This window comes from Aeromonas sp. INTO2, assembly GCF_049860605.1.
GTDB classification, from domain to species: Bacteria; Pseudomonadota; Gammaproteobacteria; order Enterobacterales; family Aeromonadaceae; genus Aeromonas; species Aeromonas caviae.
This window is the reverse complement of the sequence record NZ_CP187588.1, coordinates 1,486,923-1,509,008: the sequence shown is the minus strand read 5'-3', so window position 1 is coordinate 1,509,008 and position 22,086 is coordinate 1,486,923. Positions and strand designations below refer to the sequence as shown.

At 63.8% G+C, this 22,086-nt stretch carries 16 protein-coding genes; 11 read left to right on the top strand and 5 right to left on the bottom strand.

Annotated elements, in window-relative coordinates; all coding sequences use genetic code 11:
* The first annotated feature begins 26 nt into the window (after positions 1-26).
* The 10 genes from nuoE to nuoN all read left to right on the top strand — a co-directional run bounded on the left by nuoE (position 27) and on the right by nuoN (position 12,205).
* Positions 27-566, top strand: coding sequence for an NADH-quinone oxidoreductase subunit NuoE (gene nuoE / locus ACPW74_RS07100; protein WP_010675030.1), 540 nt, complete (start codon positions 27-29; stop codon positions 564-566).
* Complete coding sequence (gene nuoF, locus ACPW74_RS07095; RefSeq protein ID WP_042016644.1) at positions 563-1,948, top strand: NADH-quinone oxidoreductase subunit NuoF; 1,386 nt, start codon at positions 563-565, stop codon at positions 1,946-1,948. The genes nuoE and nuoF overlap by 4 nt, the downstream gene beginning before the upstream one ends.
* 57 nt (positions 1,949-2,005) lie before the next feature.
* Positions 2,006-4,735, top strand: a complete 2,730-nt coding sequence (nuoG, locus tag ACPW74_RS07090; RefSeq protein ID WP_277855975.1) for an NADH-quinone oxidoreductase subunit NuoG — start codon at positions 2,006-2,008, stop codon at positions 4,733-4,735.
* Entirely contained in the window at positions 4,732-5,697 is a 966-nt protein-coding gene (nuoH, locus tag ACPW74_RS07085; protein WP_010675033.1) for an NADH-quinone oxidoreductase subunit NuoH, read from the top strand. The genes nuoG and nuoH overlap by 4 nt, the downstream gene beginning before the upstream one ends.
* A gap of 90 nt (positions 5,698-5,787) precedes the next feature.
* Positions 5,788-6,330, top strand: a complete 543-nt coding sequence (gene nuoI, locus ACPW74_RS07080; protein WP_010675034.1) for an NADH-quinone oxidoreductase subunit NuoI — start codon at positions 5,788-5,790, stop codon at positions 6,328-6,330.
* Positions 6,331-6,339: 9 nt separating this feature from the next.
* On the top strand, positions 6,340-6,879 hold the full coding sequence (gene nuoJ, locus ACPW74_RS07075) for an NADH-quinone oxidoreductase subunit J (protein WP_010675035.1): 540 nt from the start codon (positions 6,340-6,342) through the stop codon (positions 6,877-6,879).
* Positions 6,880-6,958: 79 nt separating this feature from the next.
* A complete protein-coding gene (gene nuoK / locus ACPW74_RS07070; protein ID WP_279981432.1) occupies positions 6,959-7,267 on the top strand; it encodes an NADH-quinone oxidoreductase subunit NuoK in 309 nt (102 codons plus the stop codon).
* A complete protein-coding gene (nuoL, locus tag ACPW74_RS07065) occupies positions 7,264-9,111 on the top strand; it encodes an NADH-quinone oxidoreductase subunit L (protein ID WP_279981433.1) in 1,848 nt (615 codons plus the stop codon). The genes nuoK and nuoL overlap by 4 nt, the downstream gene beginning before the upstream one ends.
* Before the next feature lie 69 nt (positions 9,112-9,180).
* Positions 9,181-10,698, top strand: coding sequence for an NADH-quinone oxidoreductase subunit M (gene nuoM / locus ACPW74_RS07060; protein WP_279982284.1), 1,518 nt, complete (start codon positions 9,181-9,183; stop codon positions 10,696-10,698).
* 43 nt (positions 10,699-10,741) lie between these two features.
* On the top strand, positions 10,742-12,205 hold the full coding sequence (gene nuoN, locus ACPW74_RS07055) for an NADH-quinone oxidoreductase subunit NuoN (protein ID WP_039038715.1): 1,464 nt from the start codon (positions 10,742-10,744) through the stop codon (positions 12,203-12,205).
* Positions 12,206-12,473: 268 nt separating this feature from the next.
* Here the strand turns inward: nuoN and purL are convergent, their stop codons facing one another.
* Entirely contained in the window at positions 12,474-16,367 is a 3,894-nt protein-coding gene (gene purL / locus ACPW74_RS07050) for a phosphoribosylformylglycinamidine synthase (protein WP_425858787.1), read from the bottom strand.
* Positions 16,368-16,516: 149 nt separating this feature from the next.
* Between purL and mltF the strand changes: the two genes are divergently transcribed.
* Positions 16,517-18,010 (top strand): membrane-bound lytic murein transglycosylase MltF, encoded by a 1,494-nt coding sequence (gene mltF / locus ACPW74_RS07045; protein ID WP_109112009.1) that lies wholly within the window; start codon positions 16,517-16,519, stop codon positions 18,008-18,010.
* A 323-nt stretch (positions 18,011-18,333) separates the two neighbouring features.
* Here mltF and ACPW74_RS07040 read toward each other — a convergent pair whose 3' ends face one another.
* The 4 genes from ACPW74_RS07040 to ACPW74_RS07025 form a co-directional block, all read right to left on the bottom strand.
* Positions 18,334-18,564, bottom strand: coding sequence for a zinc ribbon domain-containing protein (locus ACPW74_RS07040; RefSeq protein ID WP_201920681.1), 231 nt, complete (start codon positions 18,562-18,564; stop codon positions 18,334-18,336).
* A 123-nt stretch (positions 18,565-18,687) separates the two neighbouring features.
* Positions 18,688-20,184, bottom strand: a complete 1,497-nt coding sequence (gene der, locus ACPW74_RS07035; RefSeq protein ID WP_010675045.1) for a ribosome biogenesis GTPase Der — start codon at positions 20,182-20,184, stop codon at positions 18,688-18,690.
* 74 nt (positions 20,185-20,258) lie between these two features.
* Positions 20,259-21,443, bottom strand: coding sequence for an outer membrane protein assembly factor BamB (gene bamB / locus ACPW74_RS07030; RefSeq protein ID WP_039038719.1), 1,185 nt, complete (start codon positions 21,441-21,443; stop codon positions 20,259-20,261).
* On the bottom strand, positions 21,436-22,086 hold the full coding sequence (locus ACPW74_RS07025; protein ID WP_041215021.1) for a YfgM family protein: 651 nt from the start codon (positions 22,084-22,086) through the stop codon (positions 21,436-21,438). Before ACPW74_RS07025 ends, bamB begins: the two co-directional genes overlap by 8 nt.

The following is a 22,086-nucleotide window of genomic DNA, read 5'->3' as shown; positions in this document are numbered from 1 at the left end:
AGGGACAAGCCACAAAAGGTCAAGTCATGAGCCAATGTCAGTGTCACAATAACCAGACCCCACAAGGGCAAGGGGCATGTAGCAGCCAGCAGGGAGATTTCGTCCTGAGCCAGGCTGAGCGCGATGCCATCGAACACGAGAAACACCACTACGAAGATCCCCGTGCAGCCAGCATCGAAGCGCTCAAGATAGTGCAACAGGCCCGTGGCTGGGTGCCTGACGGCGCCATTCACGCCATCGGCGCCGAGCTCGGCATCCCCGCCAGCGACGTGGAAGGGGTCGCCACCTTCTACAGCCAGATCTTCCGCCAGCCAGTGGGTCGTCACATCATCCGCGTCTGCGACAGCATGGTCTGCTACATCAACGGCCACGAGCAGTTGCTTGCCGGTCTGAAAGAGGTCGTCAATCTGGCCCCCGGTCAGACCTCCCCGGATGGCCGCTTCACCCTGTTGCCCGTCTGCTGCCTCGGCAACTGCGACAAGGGGCCGGCCATCATGATCGATGACGATACCTATGGCGGACTCGATGCCGTCAGCCTGCTGAAAACCCTGGAGGCTTACCCATGAGCATTCAGCCAGGCAAGACGCTTGCCTCCCTCGGCACCGCCAATCGCATCCCCCGCACCGCCGAGACTCACCCTCTCACCTGGCGCCTGCGGGACGATGGCCAGCCGGTGTGGCTCGAGGAGTATCAGGCAAAACAGGGCTATGAGGCCGCCCGCAAGGCCCTTGGCCAGATGAGCCCGGATGACATCGTCAGCACCGTCAAGGACGCCGGCCTCAAGGGACGCGGCGGCGCCGGTTTCTCCACCGGCGTGAAGTGGGGCCTGATGCCCAAAGACGAGAGCATGAACATCCGTTACCTGCTCTGCAACGCCGACGAGATGGAACCCAATACCTACAAAGACCGCATGCTGATGGAGCAGCTGCCTCACCTGCTGATCGAGGGGATGATCATCAGTGCCCGGGCTCTCAAGGCCTATCGCGGCTACATCTTCCTGCGCGGCGAGTACGTGGATGCCGCCATCCACCTGCGCCGCGCCGTGGAAGAGGCCAAGGCCGCGGGGCTCCTTGGCAAGAACATCTTGGGCTCGGGCTTTGACTTCGAGCTGTTCGTCCACACCGGCGCAGGTCGCTACATCTGCGGCGAAGAGACGGCCCTCATCAACTCCCTGGAAGGACGGCGCGCCAACCCGCGGGCCAAACCCCCCTTCCCCGCCGTCTCCGGCGTCTGGGGCAAGCCCACCTGCGTCAACAACGTCGAAACCCTGTGCAACGTCCCCGCCATCATCGGCAACGGTGTGGCCTGGTATCAGGGGCTGGCACTGCCGGGTTCGGAAGATCACGGCACCAAGCTGATGGGCTTTTCCGGCAAGGTCAACAATCCCGGCCTGTGGGAGCTGCCCTTTGGCATCACCGCCCGCGAGCTGTTCGAAAACTACGCCGGTGGCATGAAGCCCGGCTATCGCCTGAAAACCTGGCAACCGGGCGGCGCCGGCACCGGTTTCCTGCTGCCCGAGCACCTGGATGCCCAGATGTATGCAGGCGGCATCGGCAAGGTGGGCACCCGCATGGGTACGGGCCTTGCCATGGCGGTGGATGACAGCATCAACATGGTCTCACTGCTGCGCAACATGGAGGAGTTCTTTGCCCGCGAATCCTGCGGCTGGTGCACCCCCTGCCGCGACGGCCTGCCCTGGAGCGTCAAGATCCTGCGGGCGCTGGAGCGGGGCGAGGGCCAACCCGAGGATCTCGCGACCCTGGAACAGCTCGTCAGTTTCCTGGGCCCGGGCAAGACCTTCTGTGCCCATGCCCCCGGCGCCGTCGAGCCCCTTGGCAGTGCGATGAAGTATTTCCGATCCGAGTTCGAGGCCGGGGTCAAGGCCCCCCATGACAATCACAAGCTGTTCAAGGGTATCCAGCCCAACCTGCTGGGCGAGCGCTGGTAAGCGCCAGGACGCATCGGGCAATAGCCGATTTCATAAAACAGGTTTCAGGGAAGTTGTATGGCAACCATTCATGTAGACGGTAAAGAGTACGAGGTAGACGGGGCAGACAACCTGCTGCAAGCCTGTCTGTCGCTGGGTCTGGACGTCCCCTATTTTTGCTGGCACCCGGCGCTGGGTAGCGTCGGCGCCTGCCGCCAGTGCGCGGTCAAACAGTATCAGAATGCCGACGACAAGCGCGGCCGCCTGGTCATGTCCTGCATGACCCCTTCCACCGATGGCACCTATATCTCCATCGAGGATGAAGAAGCGAAGGAGTTTCGCAAGACGGTAGTGGAGTGGCAGATGACCAACCATCCCCACGACTGCCCGGTGTGCGAAGAGGGTGGCGCCTGCCACCTGCAGGACATGACGGTAATGACGGGCCACAACAGCCGCCGCTACCGTTTCACCAAGCGCACCCACCAGAATCAGGATCTGGGCCCCTTCATCAACCACGAGATGAACCGCTGCATCGCCTGCTACCGCTGCGTGCGCTATTACAAGGATTACGCCGGTGGCGAGGATCTCGGGGTCTATGGCGCCCATGACAACGTCTACTTCGGCCGGGTCGAGGATGGCACCCTGGAGAGCGAATTCTCCGGCAACCTGGTGGAGGTCTGTCCCACCGGCGTCTTCACCGACAAGACCCACTCCGAGCGTTACAACCGCAAGTGGGACATGCAGTTCGCCCCCAGCATCTGCCAGGGGTGCTCGGTCGGCTGCAACATCAGCCCGGGTGAGCGCTACGGCGAGCTGCGCCGCATCGAGAACCGTTTCCACGGTGCCCTGAACCACTATTTCCTCTGCGATCGCGGCCGCTTCGGCTACGGTCACGTCAATCTGACCGACCGCCCGCGCCAGCCCCTGCTGCAGGATGGCAGTGACAAGCTGGCCATCACGGTGGATGGTGCCCTGAACCGGGCCGCGGATGCGCTGCGCACCGCCAGCGGCGTCATCGGCATCGGCTCACCCCGCGCCTCCTTGGAGAGCAACTTCGCCCTGCGCGAACTGGTGGGGGCTGCCAACTTCTACTCCGGGGTCGAGCGGAGCGAATGGAAATGCCTGCAGAAGATGCTGGACATTCTGGAGCACGGCGGCGTGCGTACTCCCAGCCTGCGCGACATGGAAGAGGCCGACGCCGTGCTGGTGCTCGGGGAAGATGTCACCCAGACCGCCGCCCGCATCGCCCTGGCCCTGCGCCAGGCGGTGAAAGGCAAGGGGCGCGAAATTGCCCGCAAGCTGAAGGTGGATCTCTGGCAGGTCGCCGCCGTGCAGACCCTGGCCCAGAACCAGCGCTACCCCTTGCTCATCACCAGTCTGGATGCCACCCGCCTGGATGACGTGGCGAGCAGCACCCTGCACGCCCCCCACGCGGATCAGGCGCGCCTCGGGTTTGCCATCGCCCACCTGCTGGATGCCAGTGCACCGACACCAACGGATCTCTCCCCCGAACAGCAGGCCCTCGCCGCCCAATGGGCCGACCTGCTTGGCAACGCCAAAAAGCCCCTCATCATCGCAGGCAATGGTGCCCGCAACGAGGCGCTGATCGAAGCGGCCAGCAACATCGCCCGCGCCCTCAAGGGCCGTGGCCAGGCCGCGGAGCTTGCCCTGGTGGCTCAGGAAGCCAACAGCCTGGGACTGGCCATGCTGGCCCGGCATGCCGCCCCGCTGGAGGCAGCCCTCGAGCGCATGGAAGGGGAAGAGAGGCTTGCCCTGGTCGTTCTTGAGAACGACCTCTACCGCCGAGCCTCCCGCAGCCGGGTGGACGCCGCCCTGGATCGCCTGCAACACCTGCTGGTCATCGACCATCAGGAGACGGCCACCGCGAAGAAGGCGGATCTGGTGCTGCCTTCCGCCAGTTTTGCCGAAGGCGATGGCACCCTGGTCAACATGGAAGGCCGCGCCCAGCGCTTCTTCCAGGTCTATGCTCCCGCCTTCTACAACGCCGATATCCAGGTGCGCGAAAGCTGGCGCTGGCTGGATGCCCTGCAAGGGAGCCAGCAACCGCGTTCGGTTCGCTGGAGCACCTTCGACGATGTGAGTCGCGATTGTGCCGCCAGCGCCCCGTTGCTCACCACCATGGGTGAAGCTGCACCCAACGCCGGCCTGCGCATTCGCGGCATGAAGCTCGCCCGGGAGCCGCACCGCTACAGTGGTCGCACCTCCATGCTGGCGAACCAGAACGTGAGCGAGCCCAGAGTCGCCCAGGATCCCGATTCGCCGTTCGCCTTCTCCATGGAAGGCTACGCCGGTGCCCGCCAGCCCCTCTCCCAGGTACCGTTTGCCTGGGCGCCGGGCTGGAACTCCCCCTCCGCCTGGAACAAGTTCCAGGACGAGGTGGGTGGCAACCTGCGTGCCGGGGATCCCGGTCGCCGCCTGCTGGAGCCGGGCGAAGGCAACCTGGGCTGGTTTGGCGCCATCCCGGCCCCCTTCCAGCCCGCCGCATCCCTGCAGGTGGTGAGCTATGACCAGCTGTTCGGTGGCGAGGAGCTCTCCGCCAGAAGCCCGGTCATCCAGGCTCGCATGGGGGAACCCACCCTGGTACTGAACCCGGCGGATGCCGCGCGCCTGGCACTGTCCCCTGACGCACTGGTGGCCTTCTCCTGGGGTGGCAACCACTGGCGCCTGCGTCTTCGCCTGAGCGATGCGCTGGCTCCGGGCCTGGCAGGGTTGCCACTCGGGGTGAACGGCCTGCCGACCGCCCTGCACCACGCCCTGATCGATAACCTGCAGGAGGTCATCGCATGAGCGACTCTCTGATGGATCTGCTGATCGAGGTCGGCAAGGCCCTGGTCGTGCTCGTGGGGATCGTGGGGGCTGGCGCCTTCATGAGCTTCATCGAGCGCCGCCTGCTGGCACTGTGGCAGGACCGTTACGGCCCCAACCGGGTTGGCCCCTTCGGCCTGCTGCAACTGGCGGCCGACATGGTCAAGATGTTCTTCAAGGAGGACTGGATCCCGCCCTTTGCGGATCGCCGGATCTTCGTGCTGGCCCCCATCATCGCCTTCACCGCCTTCATCCTGGCGTTTGCGGTGGTGCCCATCACCCCCACCTGGGGCGTGGCGGATCTCAACGTGGGGCTGCTCTATATCCTGGCGATCGCCGGGCTGGCGGTCTATGCCGTGCTGTTCGCCGGCTGGTCGAGCAACAACAAGTACTCCCTGCTCGGCAGCCTGCGCGCCTCGGCCCAGACCCTCTCCTACGAGGTGTTCCTTGGCCTCTCGCTCATGGGCATCGTCATCCAGACCGGCAGCTTCAACCTGCGTGACATCGTCGAGGCCCAGGCCGGCATGTGGAACGTGATCCCCCAGATCCTGGGCTTCGTCACCTTCCTGTTTGCCGGGGTCGCCGTCACCCACCGCCACCCGTTTGACCAGCCGGAGGCCGAGCAGGAGCTCGCCGACGGCTATCACATCGAGTACGCGGGCATGAAGTGGGGTCTCTTCTTCGTGGGGGAGTACATCGGCATCGTGCTGATCTCTTCCCTCATCGTGACCCTCTTCTTCGGTGGCTGGCACGGCCCCTGGCTGCCGCCCTTCATCTGGTTCGCCCTGAAGACCGCCTGTTTCATGGTGTTCTTCATCCTGCTGCGGGCCTCCCTGCCCCGCCCGCGCTTCGACCAGGTGATGTCCTTTGGCTGGAAAGTGTGCCTGCCCCTGACCCTGCTCAACATGCTGGTCACCGCTGCCGTGGTGCTGATGAATGCGTGAGCAAAACGAGATGGACATGACGATGATTCGGCGGTCTGCGGCAAGGAAACGCCCAGACGCCAGTGCTGATAAATGTGCAGTGAGGCACCTATGAAAATTACGAGCATTATCAAGGGTGTTGGCACCCAGTTGCGCAGTCTTGGGATGGTCTTCTCCCATGCCTGGCGCCCCCGTGAAACCTTGAGCTACCCGGAGCAGCCGGTCTACGCCGCCCCCCGTTTTCGCGGTCGCATCGTACTGACCCGGGATCCTGACGGCGACGAGCGCTGTGTGGCGTGCAACCTGTGTGCGGTCGCCTGCCCGGTCGGTTGCATCTCCTTGCAGAAGTCGGAGCGGGAAGATGGCCGCTGGTACCCGGAGTTCTTTCGCATCAACTTCTCCCGCTGCATCTTCTGCGGCCTGTGCGAGGAGGCCTGCCCCACCACCGCCATCCAGCTGACGCCGGATTTCGAGATGGGGGAGTATCGTCGCCAGGATCTGGTGTACGAGAAGGAAGATCTGCTGATAAGCGGCCCCGGCAAATACCCGGACTACAACTTCTACCGCATGAGCGGGATGGCCATCGACGGCAAACCCAAAGGGGATGCCGAGAACGAAGCCAAGCCCATCGATGTCAAGAGCCTGCTGCCCTAGGAGTCAACCATGGAACTGGCATTCTATGCCGCGGCCCTGGTCGCCGTTTACAGCACGCTGCGGGTGATCAGCACCAGCAACCCCATGCATGCGCTGCTCAATCTCATCATCTCCCTCATCGCCGTGGCTATGATCTTCTTCTGCCTGGGCGCCGCCTTTGCGGGGGCCCTGCAGGTGATCGTCTACGCCGGCGCCATCATGGTGCTGTTCGTGTTCGTGGTGATGATGCTGAACCTGGGGAGCGCCCAGGATCAGGAGAAGAAGTGGCTCACCCCCATGACCTGGGGTGGCCCGGCCCTGCTCTCCCTCATTTTGCTGGGCTTTCTGGCCCACGGCATTCTCGGCGTGACCGGCGGTGAACTGGGTCTGACCGAGGTCAGCGCCAAGGAAGTCGGTATCGCCCTGTTCGGCCCCTATGTGCTGGCAGTGGAGCTCGCCTCCATCCTGCTGCTGGCGGGTCTGGTCACCGCCTATCACCTGGGCCGCGAGGACAAGAGCGGGGAAGTGCTCTCCGTGCCTCGCACCACACAGGAAGGAGGTCAGCAATGAGCGACATCCCCGTGGTGATGCATGGCTCGCTGCCGGCAGCCCGCCCCCTTTCCATCCAGCAAGCACAAGGAGCATGGCGATGAGTGGAATTCCCATGGAGCACGGCCTCCTGCTGGCGGCCATTTTGTTTGCCATCGGCCTGTGCGGCCTGCTGATACGCCGCAACCTGTTGTTTATCCTCATGAGTATCGAAATCATGATGAACGCGTCCTCCCTGGCGTTCGTGGTGGCGGGTAGCCGCTGGGCCCAGGCCGACGGCCAGATCATGTACATACTGGTGATTTCTCTGGCGGCAGCGGAGGCCAGTATCGGCCTCGCCCTGTTACTGCTGCTCTATCGTCGTTACCACACCCTGAACGTGGACACTGTGAGCGAGATGCGCGGATGAGCCTCCTATATCTGACTTTCCTGTTCCCGCTGCTGGGATGGCTGCTGCTGGCCTTCTCCCTCGGCCGCCTCGGCGAGCGCACCTCGGCGCTCATCGGTGTCGGCAGCATCGGTCTCTCGGCCCTCACTACCCTGTGGGTCGGCATCGATTTTCTCAATACCATGCCGGAAGGCGGCGTCTATACCCAGACCCTGTGGCAGTGGATGACGGTGGGCGAGTTCCAGCCCGCCTTCCGTCTCTCCCTGGATGGGCTGTCGCTGACCATGCTGGGGGTCGTGACCGGGGTGGGCTTCTTCATCCACCTGTTCGCCTCCTGGTACATGCGCGGGGAAGAGGGGTATTCGCGCTTCTTCACCTACACCAACCTCTTCATCGCCAGCATGCTGTTCCTGGTGCTGGCCGATGACCTGCTGTTCGTCTATCTGGGCTGGGAAGGAGTGGGGCTGTGCAGCTACCTGCTGATCGGCTTCTACTACAAGGATCGCAACAACGGTGCCGCCGCCCTCAAGGCGTTCGTGGTGACCCGGGTCGGCGACGTCTTCCTCGCCATCGGGCTCTTCGTGCTCTACCGCGAGCTCGGCACCCTCAACATTCACGAGCTGCTGGTGCGCGCCCCCGCGATGTTCGCAGAAGGCTCCCCTGCACTGTCGTTCGCCTGCCTGATGCTGCTCGGCGGCGCGGTCGGCAAATCCGCCCAGCTGCCGCTGCAGACCTGGCTGGCGGACGCCATGGCGGGTCCGACCCCGGTTTCGGCGCTGATCCACGCGGCCACCATGGTGACTGCCGGCGTCTACCTGATAGCCCGCACCCACGGCCTCTTCCTGCTGGCCCCGGAGATCCTCCATCTGGTGGCCCTGGTCGGTGCCATCACGCTAGTGCTGGCAGGCTTTGCGGCGCTGGTGCAGACCGACATCAAGCGGATCCTGGCTTACTCCACCATGAGCCAGATAGGCTACATGTTCCTGGCCCTGGGGGTCGGCGCCTGGGAAGGGGCCATCTTCCACCTGATGACCCACGCCTTCTTCAAGGCGCTCTTGTTCCTCTCCGCCGGGGCCGTCATCGTTGCGACCCACCACGAGCAGAACATCTTCAAGATGGGAGGTCTGCGGCATCGCCTGCCGCTGGTCTATGCCTGCTTCCTGGTGGGGGGCTCGGCCCTGGCCGCGCTGCCGCTGGTGACCGCCGGTTTCTACAGTAAGGACGCCATCCTCTGGCAGGTGCAGGCCAGCGGCCAGAGCGCCCTGCTGTGGGCCGGTCTGGGTGGTGCCTTCCTCACCTCCCTCTACACCTTCCGCCTCATCTTCATCGCCTTCCACGGCAAGGCGCAGACCCAGGCTCACGCCGGACAGGGCCTTGCCCACCATCTGCCACTGCTGGTGCTGCTGGTGCTCTCCACCGGGGTGGGTGCATTGATAGTGCCGCCGCTCGCCGGAGTACTGCCGGCAGGCCCCGGGGATCACATCGAAGAGGGACGCCATGGCCTCGAGATCCTCTCCGGCGTCATCGCCGTGGCAGGCATTGCGCTGGCTGCCTTCCTCTTCCTCGGCGAACGTCGCCTGGCGAAGGGGATCGCACAGAGTGCACCGGGGCGGGCTCTGTCCACCCTCTGGTTCAATGCCTGGGGCTTTGACTGGCTTTATGAGCTGATTTGGGTCAAGCCCTACCTGCTGGCGACTCGCCTGCTCGGCAAGGATCCGCTGGACAGGATGATGAACCTGCCCGCCGTGCTGGCCCAGGGGGGGCATCAGCTGCTGGCCTGGACCGTCTCCGGCAAGTTGCGCTGGTACGCAGCCTCCATGGGGATGGGCGCCGCCCTGATACTGGCCCTGCTGCTGCTCGGCTGATCCATGAGCCCAATATTGTGTGGCAGGCTCAGCGCCTGCCCGACTAGAACCTAGATGAGAGCTGATATCGTGACCTTACTCTGGATCTTGCTAATTCCCTTCATCGGCGGCTTGCTCTGCTGGCAGATGGAGCGGCTCGGCGGACAGTTTGTCCGCTGGGTGGCCCTCGCCTCCATGAGCGCCTGTCTGGTGCTCTCCAGTGCCATCTGGCTCGGTGGTGACTTCACCCTCGCCAACCCCGGCCTCCCCGTCTGGGCAGCCGAGTGGCAACAACCCTGGATCCCCCGCTTCGGCATCTCCCTGCACCTCGCCGTGGACGGGCTGTCGCTCCTGATGGTGATCCTCACCAGCTTCATCGGCGTGCTGGCCATCCTCTGTTCCTGGAAGGAGATCGTCCAGCGCATCGGCTTCTTCCACCTCAACCTGCTGTGGATCCTGGGGGGCGTGCTCGGCGTCTTCATGGCGGTGGATCTGTTCCTCTTCTTCTTCTTCTGGGAGATGATGCTGGTGCCGATGTACTTCCTGATCGCGCTCTGGGGCCACTCGGTCACCGATGGCAAGTCGCGCATCAACGCCGCCACCAAGTTCTTCATCTACACCCAGGCGAGCGGCCTCATCATGCTGGTGGCCATCCTGGGCCTGGTACTGACCCACCACGCCGCCACCGGTGTCTTCACCTTCAACTATCAGGAACTGCTCAACACCCCCATGAGCAGCACGGTACAGTGGCTGCTGATGCTGGGCTTCTTCATCGCCTTCGCGGTCAAGATGCCCCTGGTGCCGCTCCATGGCTGGCTCCCTGATGCCCACAGCCAGGCGCCCACCGCAGGCTCCGTGGACTTGGCGGGCATCTTGCTGAAAACCGCGGCCTACGGCCTGCTGCGCTTCACTCTGCCGCTTTTCCCCGAGGCGTCCGCCGAGTTTGCCCCCTACGCCATGGTGCTCGGCCTCATCGGCATCGTCTATGGCGCCCTGCTGGCCTTTGCCCAGACCGATATCAAGCGGCTGGTTGCCTACACCAGCATCTCCCACATGGGCTTCGTGATGATCGCCATTTACTCCGGCAGCGAGCTCGCCCTGCAAGGGGCAGTGGTACAGATGATTGCCCACGGGCTCTCGGCCGCCGGCCTCTTCATCCTGTGCGGCCAGCTCTACGAGCGCCTGCACACCCGGGATCTGCGCCAGATGGGCGGTCTCTGGGGACGGCTGCGCTACCTGCCCGGCGTGATGCTGTTCTTCTCCGTCGCATCCCTCGGGATGCCGGGGACCGGCAACTTCGTCGGCGAGTTCCTGATCCTCATCGGCAGCTTCCAGGTGGCCCCCGTCATCACCGTCATCGCCACCTTCGGGCTGGTGCTGGCCTCGGTCTACTCCCTCATCATGCTGCAACGGGCCTGCTTCGGGACGCCCCTGGAGGCGAGCATGCTCAAGGGGCTGGATACCCGGGAGCTGACCATGATGCTGACCATCGCCGGCCTCTTGGTGCTGCTCGGTCTCTATCCCCAGCCGGTGCTCGACACCGCCAGCAGCAGCCTCCTGAGCGTGCTGCACTGGTACGCGCTGCCGGGCACGGGGGCGCTGCAATGATGCTTTCTCTTTCGCCTTCCTTGTCCATGTCGGGAGCACTGTCATGACGTTTACTGTTTCTCAACTGCTGGCCCTGCTGCCCCTGTTGCTGACCACGGGGGCCATGGTGGCCCTGATGCTGGCCATCGCCTGGAAGCGCTGTGACGACACCGCCTTCGTGGTCACCATCATCGGCCTCAACCTCGCGCTCTTCTCCCTGCCCATCGTGATGGCCCAGGGGGATCAGGGGGTCACTCCCCTGCTGCAAGTGGACGCTTACGCGGTCTTCTACATGGGGCTGGTGCTCATCGGGGCCCTGGCCACCTGTACCTTCGGTCGCACCTGGCTCAAGGGCTATCCGGACAACCGGGAAGAGTTCTACCTGCTGCTGCTCATCGCCACCGCAGGTGGTCTGGTACTGGCGGCCTCCCGTCACCTCGCCTCGCTCTTCATCGGGATCGAGATGCTGACCCTGCCCATGTTTGGTCTGGTGGGGTATGCCTATCGCGAGCGGCACTCGCTGGAAGCCAGCATCAAGTACATGGTGCTCTCCGCCAGTGCCACCGCCTTCCTGCTGTTCGGCATGGCACTGCTCTACGCCCAGGCCGGAAGCCTAAGCTTCAGCGATCTCGGTGTGACCCTGGCCCAGAGCCCGGCTCACCATCCGCTGCTGATGGGGGGCTTTGGCCTGATGCTGGTCGGCTTTGCGTTCAAGCTGTCCCTCGCCCCCTTCCACCTCTGGACCCCGGACGTCTATGAAGGGGCGCCGGCACCGGTGGCCACCTTCCTCGCCACCGTGAGCAAGATAGCCGTGTTCTGCGTGCTGCTGCGCTTCTACCTGGCAGTACCCGCCACCTCGGATCCCATGATCCACTGGCTGCTGGCGGCCATGGCAGTCATCTCCATCGTGGTCGGCAACCTCCTGGCGCTGATCCAGACCAACATCAAGCGGATGATGGGTTACTCCTCCATCTCCCACTTCGGCTATCTGCTGGCGGTGGTGGTGGCAAGCCGCCTCGGCGAGATGCCGGTGGAAGCGGCGGGTGTCTACCTGCTGATGTACCTGTTCACCAGCCTGGGGGCCTTCGGCGTCATCAGCATGATGTCCAGCCCCTATCGCGGCAAGGATGCGGACTCCCTGCACAGCTATCGCGGTCTGTTCTGGAAGCGCCCCTATCTGACGGCGGTGATGACGGTGATGATGCTCTCCCTCGCGGGTATCCCCATGACGCTGGGCTTCATCGGCAAGTTCTACCTCATCGGCGTCACCGTCGATGCCAAGCTGTGGTGGCTCAGTGGCGCCATCGTGCTCGGCAGTGCCCTGGGGCTCTACTACTACCTGCGGGTCATGGTCACCCTCTACCTGCGTGAACCCGGTATGCAACTGCGCGATGCCAGGGCCGACTGGGCCTTCTCCTCCGGGGGCCTGGTGGTGCTGCTCTCCGCCATTCTGGTGGTATTGCTCGGCATCTACCCCCAGCCCGTCATCAGCCTGGTGCAGGGCTTCCAGCACGTGGTGCTGCGCTAGCCTCAGGTTCACAGTTCACACAGCAAAACCGGCCTCCGTGGCCGGTTTTTTATGTCCGCCAAGGCCCGGTCCGGCTTGCCCGTCTGGCAGGCGATACCAGATCGGTCCTCTCAATCCATGCCATATCCTCCAGCAAGCAGCTCGCCGAGCAGCGAGCTGAAGATGGCCTTGCCCCCATCGTGCTCGCCTCCTCCTGCCCTCCCCATTCTCAGACACATGCCCATAAAAAACCGGCCACTGGGGCCGGTTTTTGGTTTCTTGCTGGCGCTTAACCCAGGCGAACCCGAGCATTGCGGAACATGCGCATCCAGGCGCCATCCTCTCCCCAGTTGTCCGGGTGCCAGGAGTTGGCCACGGTGCGGAATACCCGCTCCGGGTGCGGCATCATGATGGTGGCGCGGCCGTCCGTACTGGTCACCGCGGCGATACCGTCAGGGGAGCCGTTGGGGTTGGCCGGGTATTGCACGGTGACGTTGCCGCGGTTGTCCACGAAACGCAGCCCCACCAGACCGCTCTGTTGCAGCGCAGCCAGGTGAGCAGCATCGCGCACTTCCACGCGCCCTTCCCCGTGGGAGACGGCAATCGGCATCACGGAGCCAGCCATCCCGGCGAAGAAGGCGGACGGGGAGTCCTGCACTTCCACTAGGCTGAAGCGCGCCTCGAAGCGCTCGGAGCGGTTGCGCACGAAGCGCGGCCAGAGATCGGCCCCCGGGATGAGGTCACGCAGGTTGGACATCATCTGGCAGCCGTTGCACACCCCCAAGGAGAGGGTATCGCCGCGCTCGAAGAAGCGCTGGAACTGCTCACGGGCGTTGTCGTTGAACAGGATGGACTTGGCCCAGCCTTCCCCCGCCCCCAGCACGTCGCCGTAGGAGAAGCCGCCACAGGCCACCAGGGTCTGGAAATCTTCCAGCTTGATGCGCCCCTCGAGGATGTCGCTCATATGCACGTCCACCGCAGTAAAACCGGCGCGATCAAAGGCGGCCGCCATCTCCACGTGGGAGTTGACCCCCTGCTCGCGCAGCACCGCCAGACGGGGAGAAACCCCGCGAGCGATATAGGGCGCGGCCACGTCGTCGGACGGGTTGTAGGTGAGCCTGGCCTGCAGACCCGGATCGGTGGCGTCCTGGCGGGCGGCATGCTCCTGATCGGCGCACTCCGGGTTGTCCCGCAGGCGCTGCATCTGCCAGCTGGTCTCGCCCCAGATGGTGCGAAGGGCGGTGCGGCTGGCGCGATAAACCTCGCTGCCGGCACGCTGGAACAGGATGAGGTCGTCTTCGCGCACCGTGCCCAGCACGTGGGAGCAGGCTGCCAGACCGTGACCGGCCAGCAGGGTCAGCACCGCTTCCTTGTCTTCGCGACGAACCTGGATGACGGCACCCAGCTCCTCGTTGAACAGGGCCGGCAGCAGGTCGCCACCCACGCGATCGAGCTGGATGTCGAGGCCGCAGTGACCGGCAAACGCCATCTCGGTCAGGGTGACGAAGAGGCCGCCGTCGGAGCGGTCGTGGTAGGCAATCAGCTTGCGATCCGCCACCAGCGCCTGGATGGCGTTGAAGAAGCCCTTGAGCTGGACCGGGTTGTCCAGATCCGGGGCGCTTTGCCCAAGCTGGCGATAGACCTGGGCCAGGGCGGAGGCGCCGAGGCGCTGCTTGCCGTTGCCAAGGTCGATCAGGATAAGGTCGGTCTCACCGAGATCGGTACGCAGTTGCGGCGTCACGGTATTGCGCACGTCCTCGACCCGGGCAAACGCCGAGATGAGCAGGGAGAGCGGCGAGGTGACGCTGCGCTCCTCCCCGTCCTGCTGCCAGCGGGTCTTCATGGACATGGAGTCCTTGCCCACCGGGATGGTGATGCCAAGGGCCGGGCAGAGCTCCTCGCCCACCGCTTTCACGGCTTCGTAGAGGCCCGCATCTTCCCCCGGGTGACCCGCGGCAGACATCCAGTTGGCGGAGAGCTTGACCCGCTTGAGGGAGCCGATATTGGCCGGTGCCAGGTTGGTCAGGGCCTCGGCCACCGCCATGCGGGCGGAGGCGGCATGAGAGAGCAGCGCCACCGGGGTGCGCTCGCCCATGGACATGGCTTCACCGTGGTAGCTGTCGTAGGTCGCGGCGGTGACGGCGCAGTCAGCCACCGGGATCTGCCAGGGGCCGACCATCTGGTCGCGGTTGACGAGGCCCGTTACGGTGCGATCGCCGATGGTGATGAGGAAGGACTTCTCCGCCACGGTCGGCAGGCGCAGCACGCGCTCGGCGGCGTCGCTGAGGGTGATGCCGTCCAGTTGCAGCGCCTTGCCCTGGGCGGGCAGGCTCTGCACGTCGCGGTGCATCTTGGGCGCCTTGCCAAGCAGCACGTCCAGCGGCAGATCGATGGGCTGGTTGTCAAAGTGATCATCAGAGAGAGTGAGATGCTTCTCTTCGGTGGCGGTGCCGATGACGGCATAGGGCGCGCGTTCGCGCTCGCACAGGGCCTTGAACAGAGGCAGCTTGTCCTGGGCCACGGCCAGCACATAACGCTCCTGGGATTCGTTGCACCAGACTTCCAGCGGGCTCATGCCCGGCTCGTCGTTCGGGATGGCACGCAAGTCGAAGCGACCACCGCGATCCCCGTCGCTCACCAGCTCCGGCATGGCGTTGGAGAGACCACCGGCGCCCACGTCGTGGATGAAGATAATCGGGTTGTCGTCCCCCAGTTGCCAGCAGCGGTCGATCACTTCCTGGCAACGACGCTCCATCTCGGGGTTGTCACGCTGCACGGAGGCGAAGTCGAGATCTTCGGCAGACTGACCGGACGCCATGGAGGAGGCTGCGCCGCCACCCAGGCCGATGTTCATGGCCGGACCACCCAGCACGATGAGGGCCGCCCCCACCGGGATCTCCCCTTTCTGAACGTGCTCGCTGCGGATGTTGCCGATACCACCTGCCAGCATGATGGGCTTGTGGTAGCCGCGCACCTCGACGCCGTTGTGGCTCGGCACCTGCTCTTCGAAGGTACGGAAGTAACCCAGGATGGCAGGGCGACCGAATTCGTTGTTGAAGGCGGCGCCGCCAAGGGGCCCTTCCTGCATGATGTCAAAGGCGCTGACGATGCGGCTCGGCTTGCCGAAGTCCTGCTCCCAGGGCTGCTCGAAACCGGGGATGCGCAGGTTGGAGACGGAGAAGCCCACCAGGCCCGCCTTGGGCTTGGCGCCACGGCCTGTCGCACCCTCGTCGCGGATTTCGCCGCCGGAGCCGGTGGCGGCCCCCGGGAAGGGAGAGATGGCGGTAGGGTGGTTGTGGGTCTCCACCTTCATCAGGATGTCGACACGCTCCTGGTGATACTGGTACTCACCGTTGGCGGGGCTCGGGAAGAAGCGGCCACCCTGGCTGCCTTCCATCACCGCGGCGTTGTCTTTGTAGGCAGACAGGACATGATCCGGCGTCTGCTCGAAGGTGTTCTTGATCATCTTGAACAGCGACTTGGGCTGCTGTTCGCCGTCTATGGTCCAGTCGGCGTTGAAGATCTTGTGACGGCAATGCTCGGAGTTCGCCTGGGCAAACATGTAGAGCTCGATGTCGTTGGGATTGCGACCCAGCCGGGTGAAGTTGGTCACCAGGTAATCTATTTCGTCATCGGCCAGGGCCAGACCCAGGGTCACGTTGGCCTCTTCCAGGGCGGCGCGACCACCACCCAGCACATCTACCTGGGTAAAGGGGCGCGGCTCGTGGTGAGCAAACAGGGCGGCGGCCTCGTTCATCTCGGCAAAGACCACTTCCATCATGCGATCGTGCAGCAGGGCCACGATCTCGCTACGCTGGGCCACGCTCAGCTCACCCTTGGCCTGCACGTAATAGGCAATGCCGCGCTCCAGCCGCTTGACCTGTTTCAGGCCGCAGTTGTGGGCGATGTCGGTTGCTTTGGAAGACCAGGGGGAGATAGTGCCGGGGCGGGGGGTAACGAGGAACAGCTGACCGCTGGGGGTGTGTTCCGGGATGGTCGGGCCGTAGCGCAGAAGCTGGCCCAAGGTCGCTCGCTCGGGGGGCGACAGCGGGCTCGTCAGCTCGGCAAAATGCACGTATTCCGCATAGACGCTTGCTATCTCTACTCCTCTCTGTGCGCAGCTCTGCAGCAGCTTGTGGACACGAAACTCAGACAGTGCTGGGGCACCACGCAAGATTTCCATATACCTTTCTCACCAAGTTTTAGAGTGTGGGGGGATTTGAGACGCGCGTATTATAGGGATCAGGCCCATCCTGAACAAACGTTTTTCTCATCTCGCGCGGTGTGACTCCCTTCATACTCTCTGGTATAAAGGTGCCTCTTTTTTGACAAATGCCGATTTTTTCAACAAGGGTACTCACCTACTTGCGCTGCATTTTTCGACTGTTCATCGGGATGATGTTGACGCTGGCCCTGGCCGGTTGCGACTTCTATCACCCCTCCAGCCAACTGGAGCAGATCCGCCAGCGAGGCGAGATCCGGGTTGGCACCCTCTATGGCCCCACTTCCTATTACCAGCGTGACGACACCGCACTGGGGTTCGACTACGAGCTGGCGCAGCTTTACGCCGACTGGCTGGGGGTCAAGCTGACCATAGTACCGGCCTACAGCACCGCCGAGCTGGTCGAGCAACTGCAAAAGGGCAAGCTGGATCTCGCCGCCGCCGCCATCGTCGTGACCCCGGAGCGGCGCAAGCTGTTCCGCTTCGGCCCTGGCTTCTACCAGGTCTCCCCCAAGCTGGTCTATCGCAACGGCTCCTCCAGGCCCAAGAACCTCGGTGACATCAAGGGCAACATAGTGGTGCCGGCGGGCTCTACCGGCGAGGACCTGATGAAGGAGCTGGCCAAGCAGTACCCCAACCTGAAGTGGAGCACCAATCGGGATGCGGACGTGGAGGAGCTGCTCAAGCAGGTCGCCGACGGCAAGGTGGACTACACCGTGGTGCAGGACACCATACTGGCCCGTACCCAGCGCTACTACCCCGAACTCACCGAAGGCTTGACCCTCGCCAGCAAGCAGACCGTGGCCTGGGCCATGACCAAGCTGCCCGACGACAGCCTCTACGCCAGCATCATCGACTTCTTCGGTCAGCGCTTCATGGATGGCGCCATCGCCAAGCTCGACGAGAAGTACTTCGGCCACGTACAGAACTTCGACTTCGTCGACACCCGAACCTTCTTGCAACGGGCCAAGAGCCTGCTGCCCAAGTACCAGGCGCTGTTCCAGACCCACGCCAAGGATATCGACTGGCGGCTGCTGGCCGCCATCAGCTATCAGGAATCCCACTGGGATCCCCAGGCTCGCTCCTACACCGGGGTGCGCGGCATGATGATGCTCACCGGCCCGACCGCCAAGGCGATGGGGGTAAACGATCGCACCCACCCGGAAGAGAGCATCAAGGGGGGCGCCCGCTACCTGCAGGAGATGATGGCGAAGGTGCCCGACTCGGTCCCGGCGGACGAGAAAGTGTGGTTTGCCCTCACCGCCTACAACATCGGCTACGGCCACATGATGGATGCCCGCCGCCTGACCAAGGAGCTGGGCAAGAACCCGGACGCCTGGAGCGACGTGAAAGAGGTGCTGCCCCTGTTGCAGCAGTCACGCTGGCATCGCAAGGTACGCTATGGCTATGCCCGTGGCGGCGAGGCGCGCAACTATGTCAACAACGTGCGCCAGTACTACCAGAGCCTGCTCTGGCTCGACAACGAACAGCAGAAGGCCCATCGTCGGGAGGAGCTGGACGAGGACGACAGCAGCGAGCCGGACGTGCCGGCACAGCGTCCGGCCATCATCGCCGAAGTGGTCAAACAGATCATCACCCCCTAGCCTCGCCGGGGGGTGTGTTTTCCTGCCCTGTTCTCTGTTACCATCCTTGGGTATACGAGGGGCGCTGGAGCGAACTTATTGCAATGTATTCATTGCGTTGCAGTTCCTGCCAAGGGCCCTTTCGGCCCCACGCAAGACCAGGGAGGAGAACAGGATGCGAGCACGCAGAAGAGCCATGTTGGCCCGAAAAACCAAATGTGCCTGGAGCCCGAGACGCAAGCTCAAGCTGGCCGACATGAAACGCAAGATCTGGCACAGAAACCGCTCCTTCACGCTGCTGATAGCGGAGCACACAGTATAAACCCGGCATCAGCCGGGTTTTTTTATGCCTTGTCAGGCTGCGCTTCAAACAGAACGGTGCGTTTGGAGACCAGGGTGTTGCAGTGGTTGCAAAAATAATCCACCGCGCCGCAAGCCCGAAGCCGCTCCAGCTCCTGCCCGCAGGCAGGACACAGGGCCCGGATGCGATAACGGGCCTGACACTGGCCACACGTCGTCTCGCGGCTGCGGCTGTCCAGTTCGCCCTGACAGGCAAGGCAGGTCAGCGTGTTAATTCTCTTCTCGACTCCTCTTTAGGTCACTGTGCACCGGCATTACCCGCAGCCCCTCCCCCGGTTTGTCTGCCCTGAAGAGGGCCACCAAGAAAAACGGCTGCCGGTAAGGGCAGCCGCAGGGCTTTATTTCTTCGCTTTGGCCTTGAGCAGGCGCTTGCGCTGGCGCTCCTGGCTCAGGGTCAGGGTGTTCTTCTTGCCCTCGAACGGGTTGACCGACTCCTGGAACTCCACCCGGATCGGGGTACCCATGATCTTCAACGACTTGCGGAAGTAGTTGATGAGGTAGCGCTTGTAGGAGTCCGGCAGGTCGTTCAACTGGTTGCCGTGGATCACGATGCGCGGCGGGTTGTAGCCACCGGCGTGGGCATACTTCAGCTTGACCCGGCGACCATTCACCATGGGCGGCTGGTGATCTTCCTGGGCCATTTGCATGATGCGGGTCAGCATGGCGGTGCTGGTACGGCGAGTCGCGGACTCGTAAGCCTCGTTGATGGATTCGAACAGGTGGCCCACACCGCTGCCGTGCAGGGCGGAGATGAAGTGCACCCGGGCGAAGTCGATGAAGCCCAGACGTCTGTCCAGCTCGTTCTTGACGTCCTCTTTCACCTTCTGATCCAGGCCGTCCCACTTGTTGACCACCAGTACCACGGAGCGGCCGCTGTTGAGCACGAAGCCAAGGATGCTCAAGTCCTGATCCGTGATGGTCTCCCGGGCGTCAATGACCAGCAGGCAGACGTTGGCATCTTCAATCGCCTTGAGCGTCTTGATGACGGAGAACTTCTCCACCGTCTCGTGCACCTTGCCACGGCGACGCACGCCGGCGGTGTCGATGACCACGTATTTCTGATCGTCGCGCTCCATGGGGATGTAGACGGAGTCGCGGGTGGTACCCGGCATGTCGTAGACGATGACCCGATCTTCACCCAGCATGCGGTTGGTCAGGGTCGACTTGCCGACGTTGGGACGACCGACGATGGCGAACTTGATGGGCAGGTCGGCGAACGGCGTCTCCTTGGTGTCTTCCCGGGTGTCGAGCTCACCGGCAGCCACCATGCGCAGCAGGGCCTCTTCGTCGAACTCCTCCAGCTCCTCTTCCTCTTGTGCCTCGGTGGCAGAGCCGACCAGGGTCTCGAGGTGAGGGGCCAGGGCCAGCTCCAGCAGGCTCAGTACGCCACGGCCGTGGGCGGCCGCCATCTGGTAGACCTCGCCCAGGGCCAGACCGTAGAACTCGGACACCGCGGAGTCGCCGTCGATGCCGTCGGTCTTGTTGGCCACCAGAAACACCTTCTTGTGGGTCTTGCGCAGGTGCTCGGCGATGGCCTGATCCGCCGCAGTCAGACCGGCGCGCGCATCCACCATGAAGAGCACCACATCGGCCTCTTCGATGGCCAGCAGGGACTGCTCAGCCATCTTCAGCTCGATCCCCTCCTCGGTGCCATCGATACCGCCGGTATCGACCACGATAAATTCCAGCTCGCCCAGCTTCGCCTGGCCATATTTGCGGTCCCGGGTCAGGCCGGGGAAGTCGGCAACCAGGGCATCCCGGGTACGGGTCAGGCGGTTAAACAGGGTGGATTTCCCCACGTTGGGGCGGCCCACCAGGGCAACTACAGGAGTCATAAAAGCCTCATTCTCAAGACGACAAAGGCTCCGGGTCCGAAGACCAGGAGCCGGATATTCACATTATCGGACGATCAAGGACGCTTGAGGGCGTACAACTTGCCGTCACGGCTCTGCACATACAGGGTGTCACCCTCCACCAGCGGAGCGGCATAGAGACCACTGCTATCGAGCTGCTGCATGGCCTTGATGGTCCCGTCGGTACGGTCCAGCCAATACAGGTAACCTTCCACATCGCCGACCACCACATAGTCACCCAGGATGACGGGGGCGGTCACGGTGCGGTTTTCCAGCTGGGTGTTGGACCACAGCTCGAGACCGTTGCGACGATCGACCGCAAACAGATGGCTGCGGCTGTCGGTCAGCACGATGGCATTGCCGGTCACCGCCATGTCGCGATAACCGGAATACTTGCGCTTCCACACTTCGTCGCCGCTCATCAGCTTGCGCGCCATCAACTGGCCGTTGTAGGCGATGGCGTAGAGCTCATCACCGGCAATCAGCGGGCTGGCATCGACGTCCACCATCCGATCCAGCTCGGTGGCGCCGCGCGGGTCAGCCACCTTGGATTGACGCACCGGCTGGCCGTTGCTCAGCAGGGCGATGCCCACCTTGCCATCGGCGCGGCCATAGATGACGGCACCGTTGGTGATGATGGGGGCGCCGGCACTGCGCAGGGTCAGGGGCGGCTGCTCTTCGGACAGGGTCCACTGCAGCTTGCCCTCGTCGGTATCGAGCGCCACCAGGCGACCGGAGGTGGTCAGCACCACCACGCGGCCATCCTCGACGGCGGGGCTCGCCACCACTTCCCCCGGCACAGTGGTCTGCCACAGCACTTCGCCGTTGGCCTCGTTCAGGGCGTAGACCACCCCGTTTTCGGACCCGAGGAACAGCTTGCCGTAGCGGGAAACCAGGCCGCCGGAGAGACGGGCGCTGCGCTTGTCGGCGTTGATGGGCAGATCTGCCAGATCCACGCTCCACAGCTCCTTGCCGCTCTCGCGCTCGAAGGCGGTCACATCGCCATCACGGGCCGCTGCATAGATGCGGTCCTCTTCCACCACCGGCTTGAGCTGGGAGTAGAAGTTGCCGATGCCATCCCCGACCGAGGAGGACCAGGCGGTATCGGCAGTGAACGCGGACTCGACCTTGGGCAGGGGCGCCATGGGGTTGAGATCCTCTTCCGAACTAAACAGGGAGCACCCCTGCAAGGCGAAGGAGACAGCCACCCCCAGCGCCATTCGCTTGTACAGATTACGCATCCGGAGCCTCGCCCGCAGTGACGGCTGGCAGCGCCAGATCATCCATCTTCAGCTTGAGTTCGGCGCTGCTCTGCAGGCCGCCGGCATCCGCCGCTGCCTGATAGGCATCGCGCGCCTCTTCGGCCTTGCCCTGCTTTTGCAGGATGTCGCCGCGCACTTCCGCCACCTGGGCCTTGAAGGCGTCGTTGTTGATCTTGCCAAGCTGGGCCAGGGCCTCGTCTGCCTTGCCCTGATCGCTCAGGACCCGGGCCAGACGCAGGGCGGCGATGGGCTTGATGCTGTCGTCGCCACTGGCGGCCACCTGGGTCAGCTGCTCGGCAGCCAGATCCAGCTTGCCCGCCTTGACGGCGGCCGCAGCCAGTTGCAGAGCGGCCAGCTCGGCATAGGCGTCCCCCTTGTGGGCGGTAATGAAGCTCTTTGCCAGCTCCAGGGCGGCGTCGTCCCCCTTGGCGAGCTGGGCGGTCATCTCGTTGTAAGCCTGGGAGGCGGCTTCCTGGTTGTTCTGCTGCATCTCGTTGTAGTAGCGCCAGCCAAAGAGGCCGACCAGACCGATCACGGTCCCGGCGATCACCGAGGTACCGTTCTCTTTCCACCAGTTCTTGATGACCTCAACCTGTTGTTCTTCAGTGGTATACACTTCCAC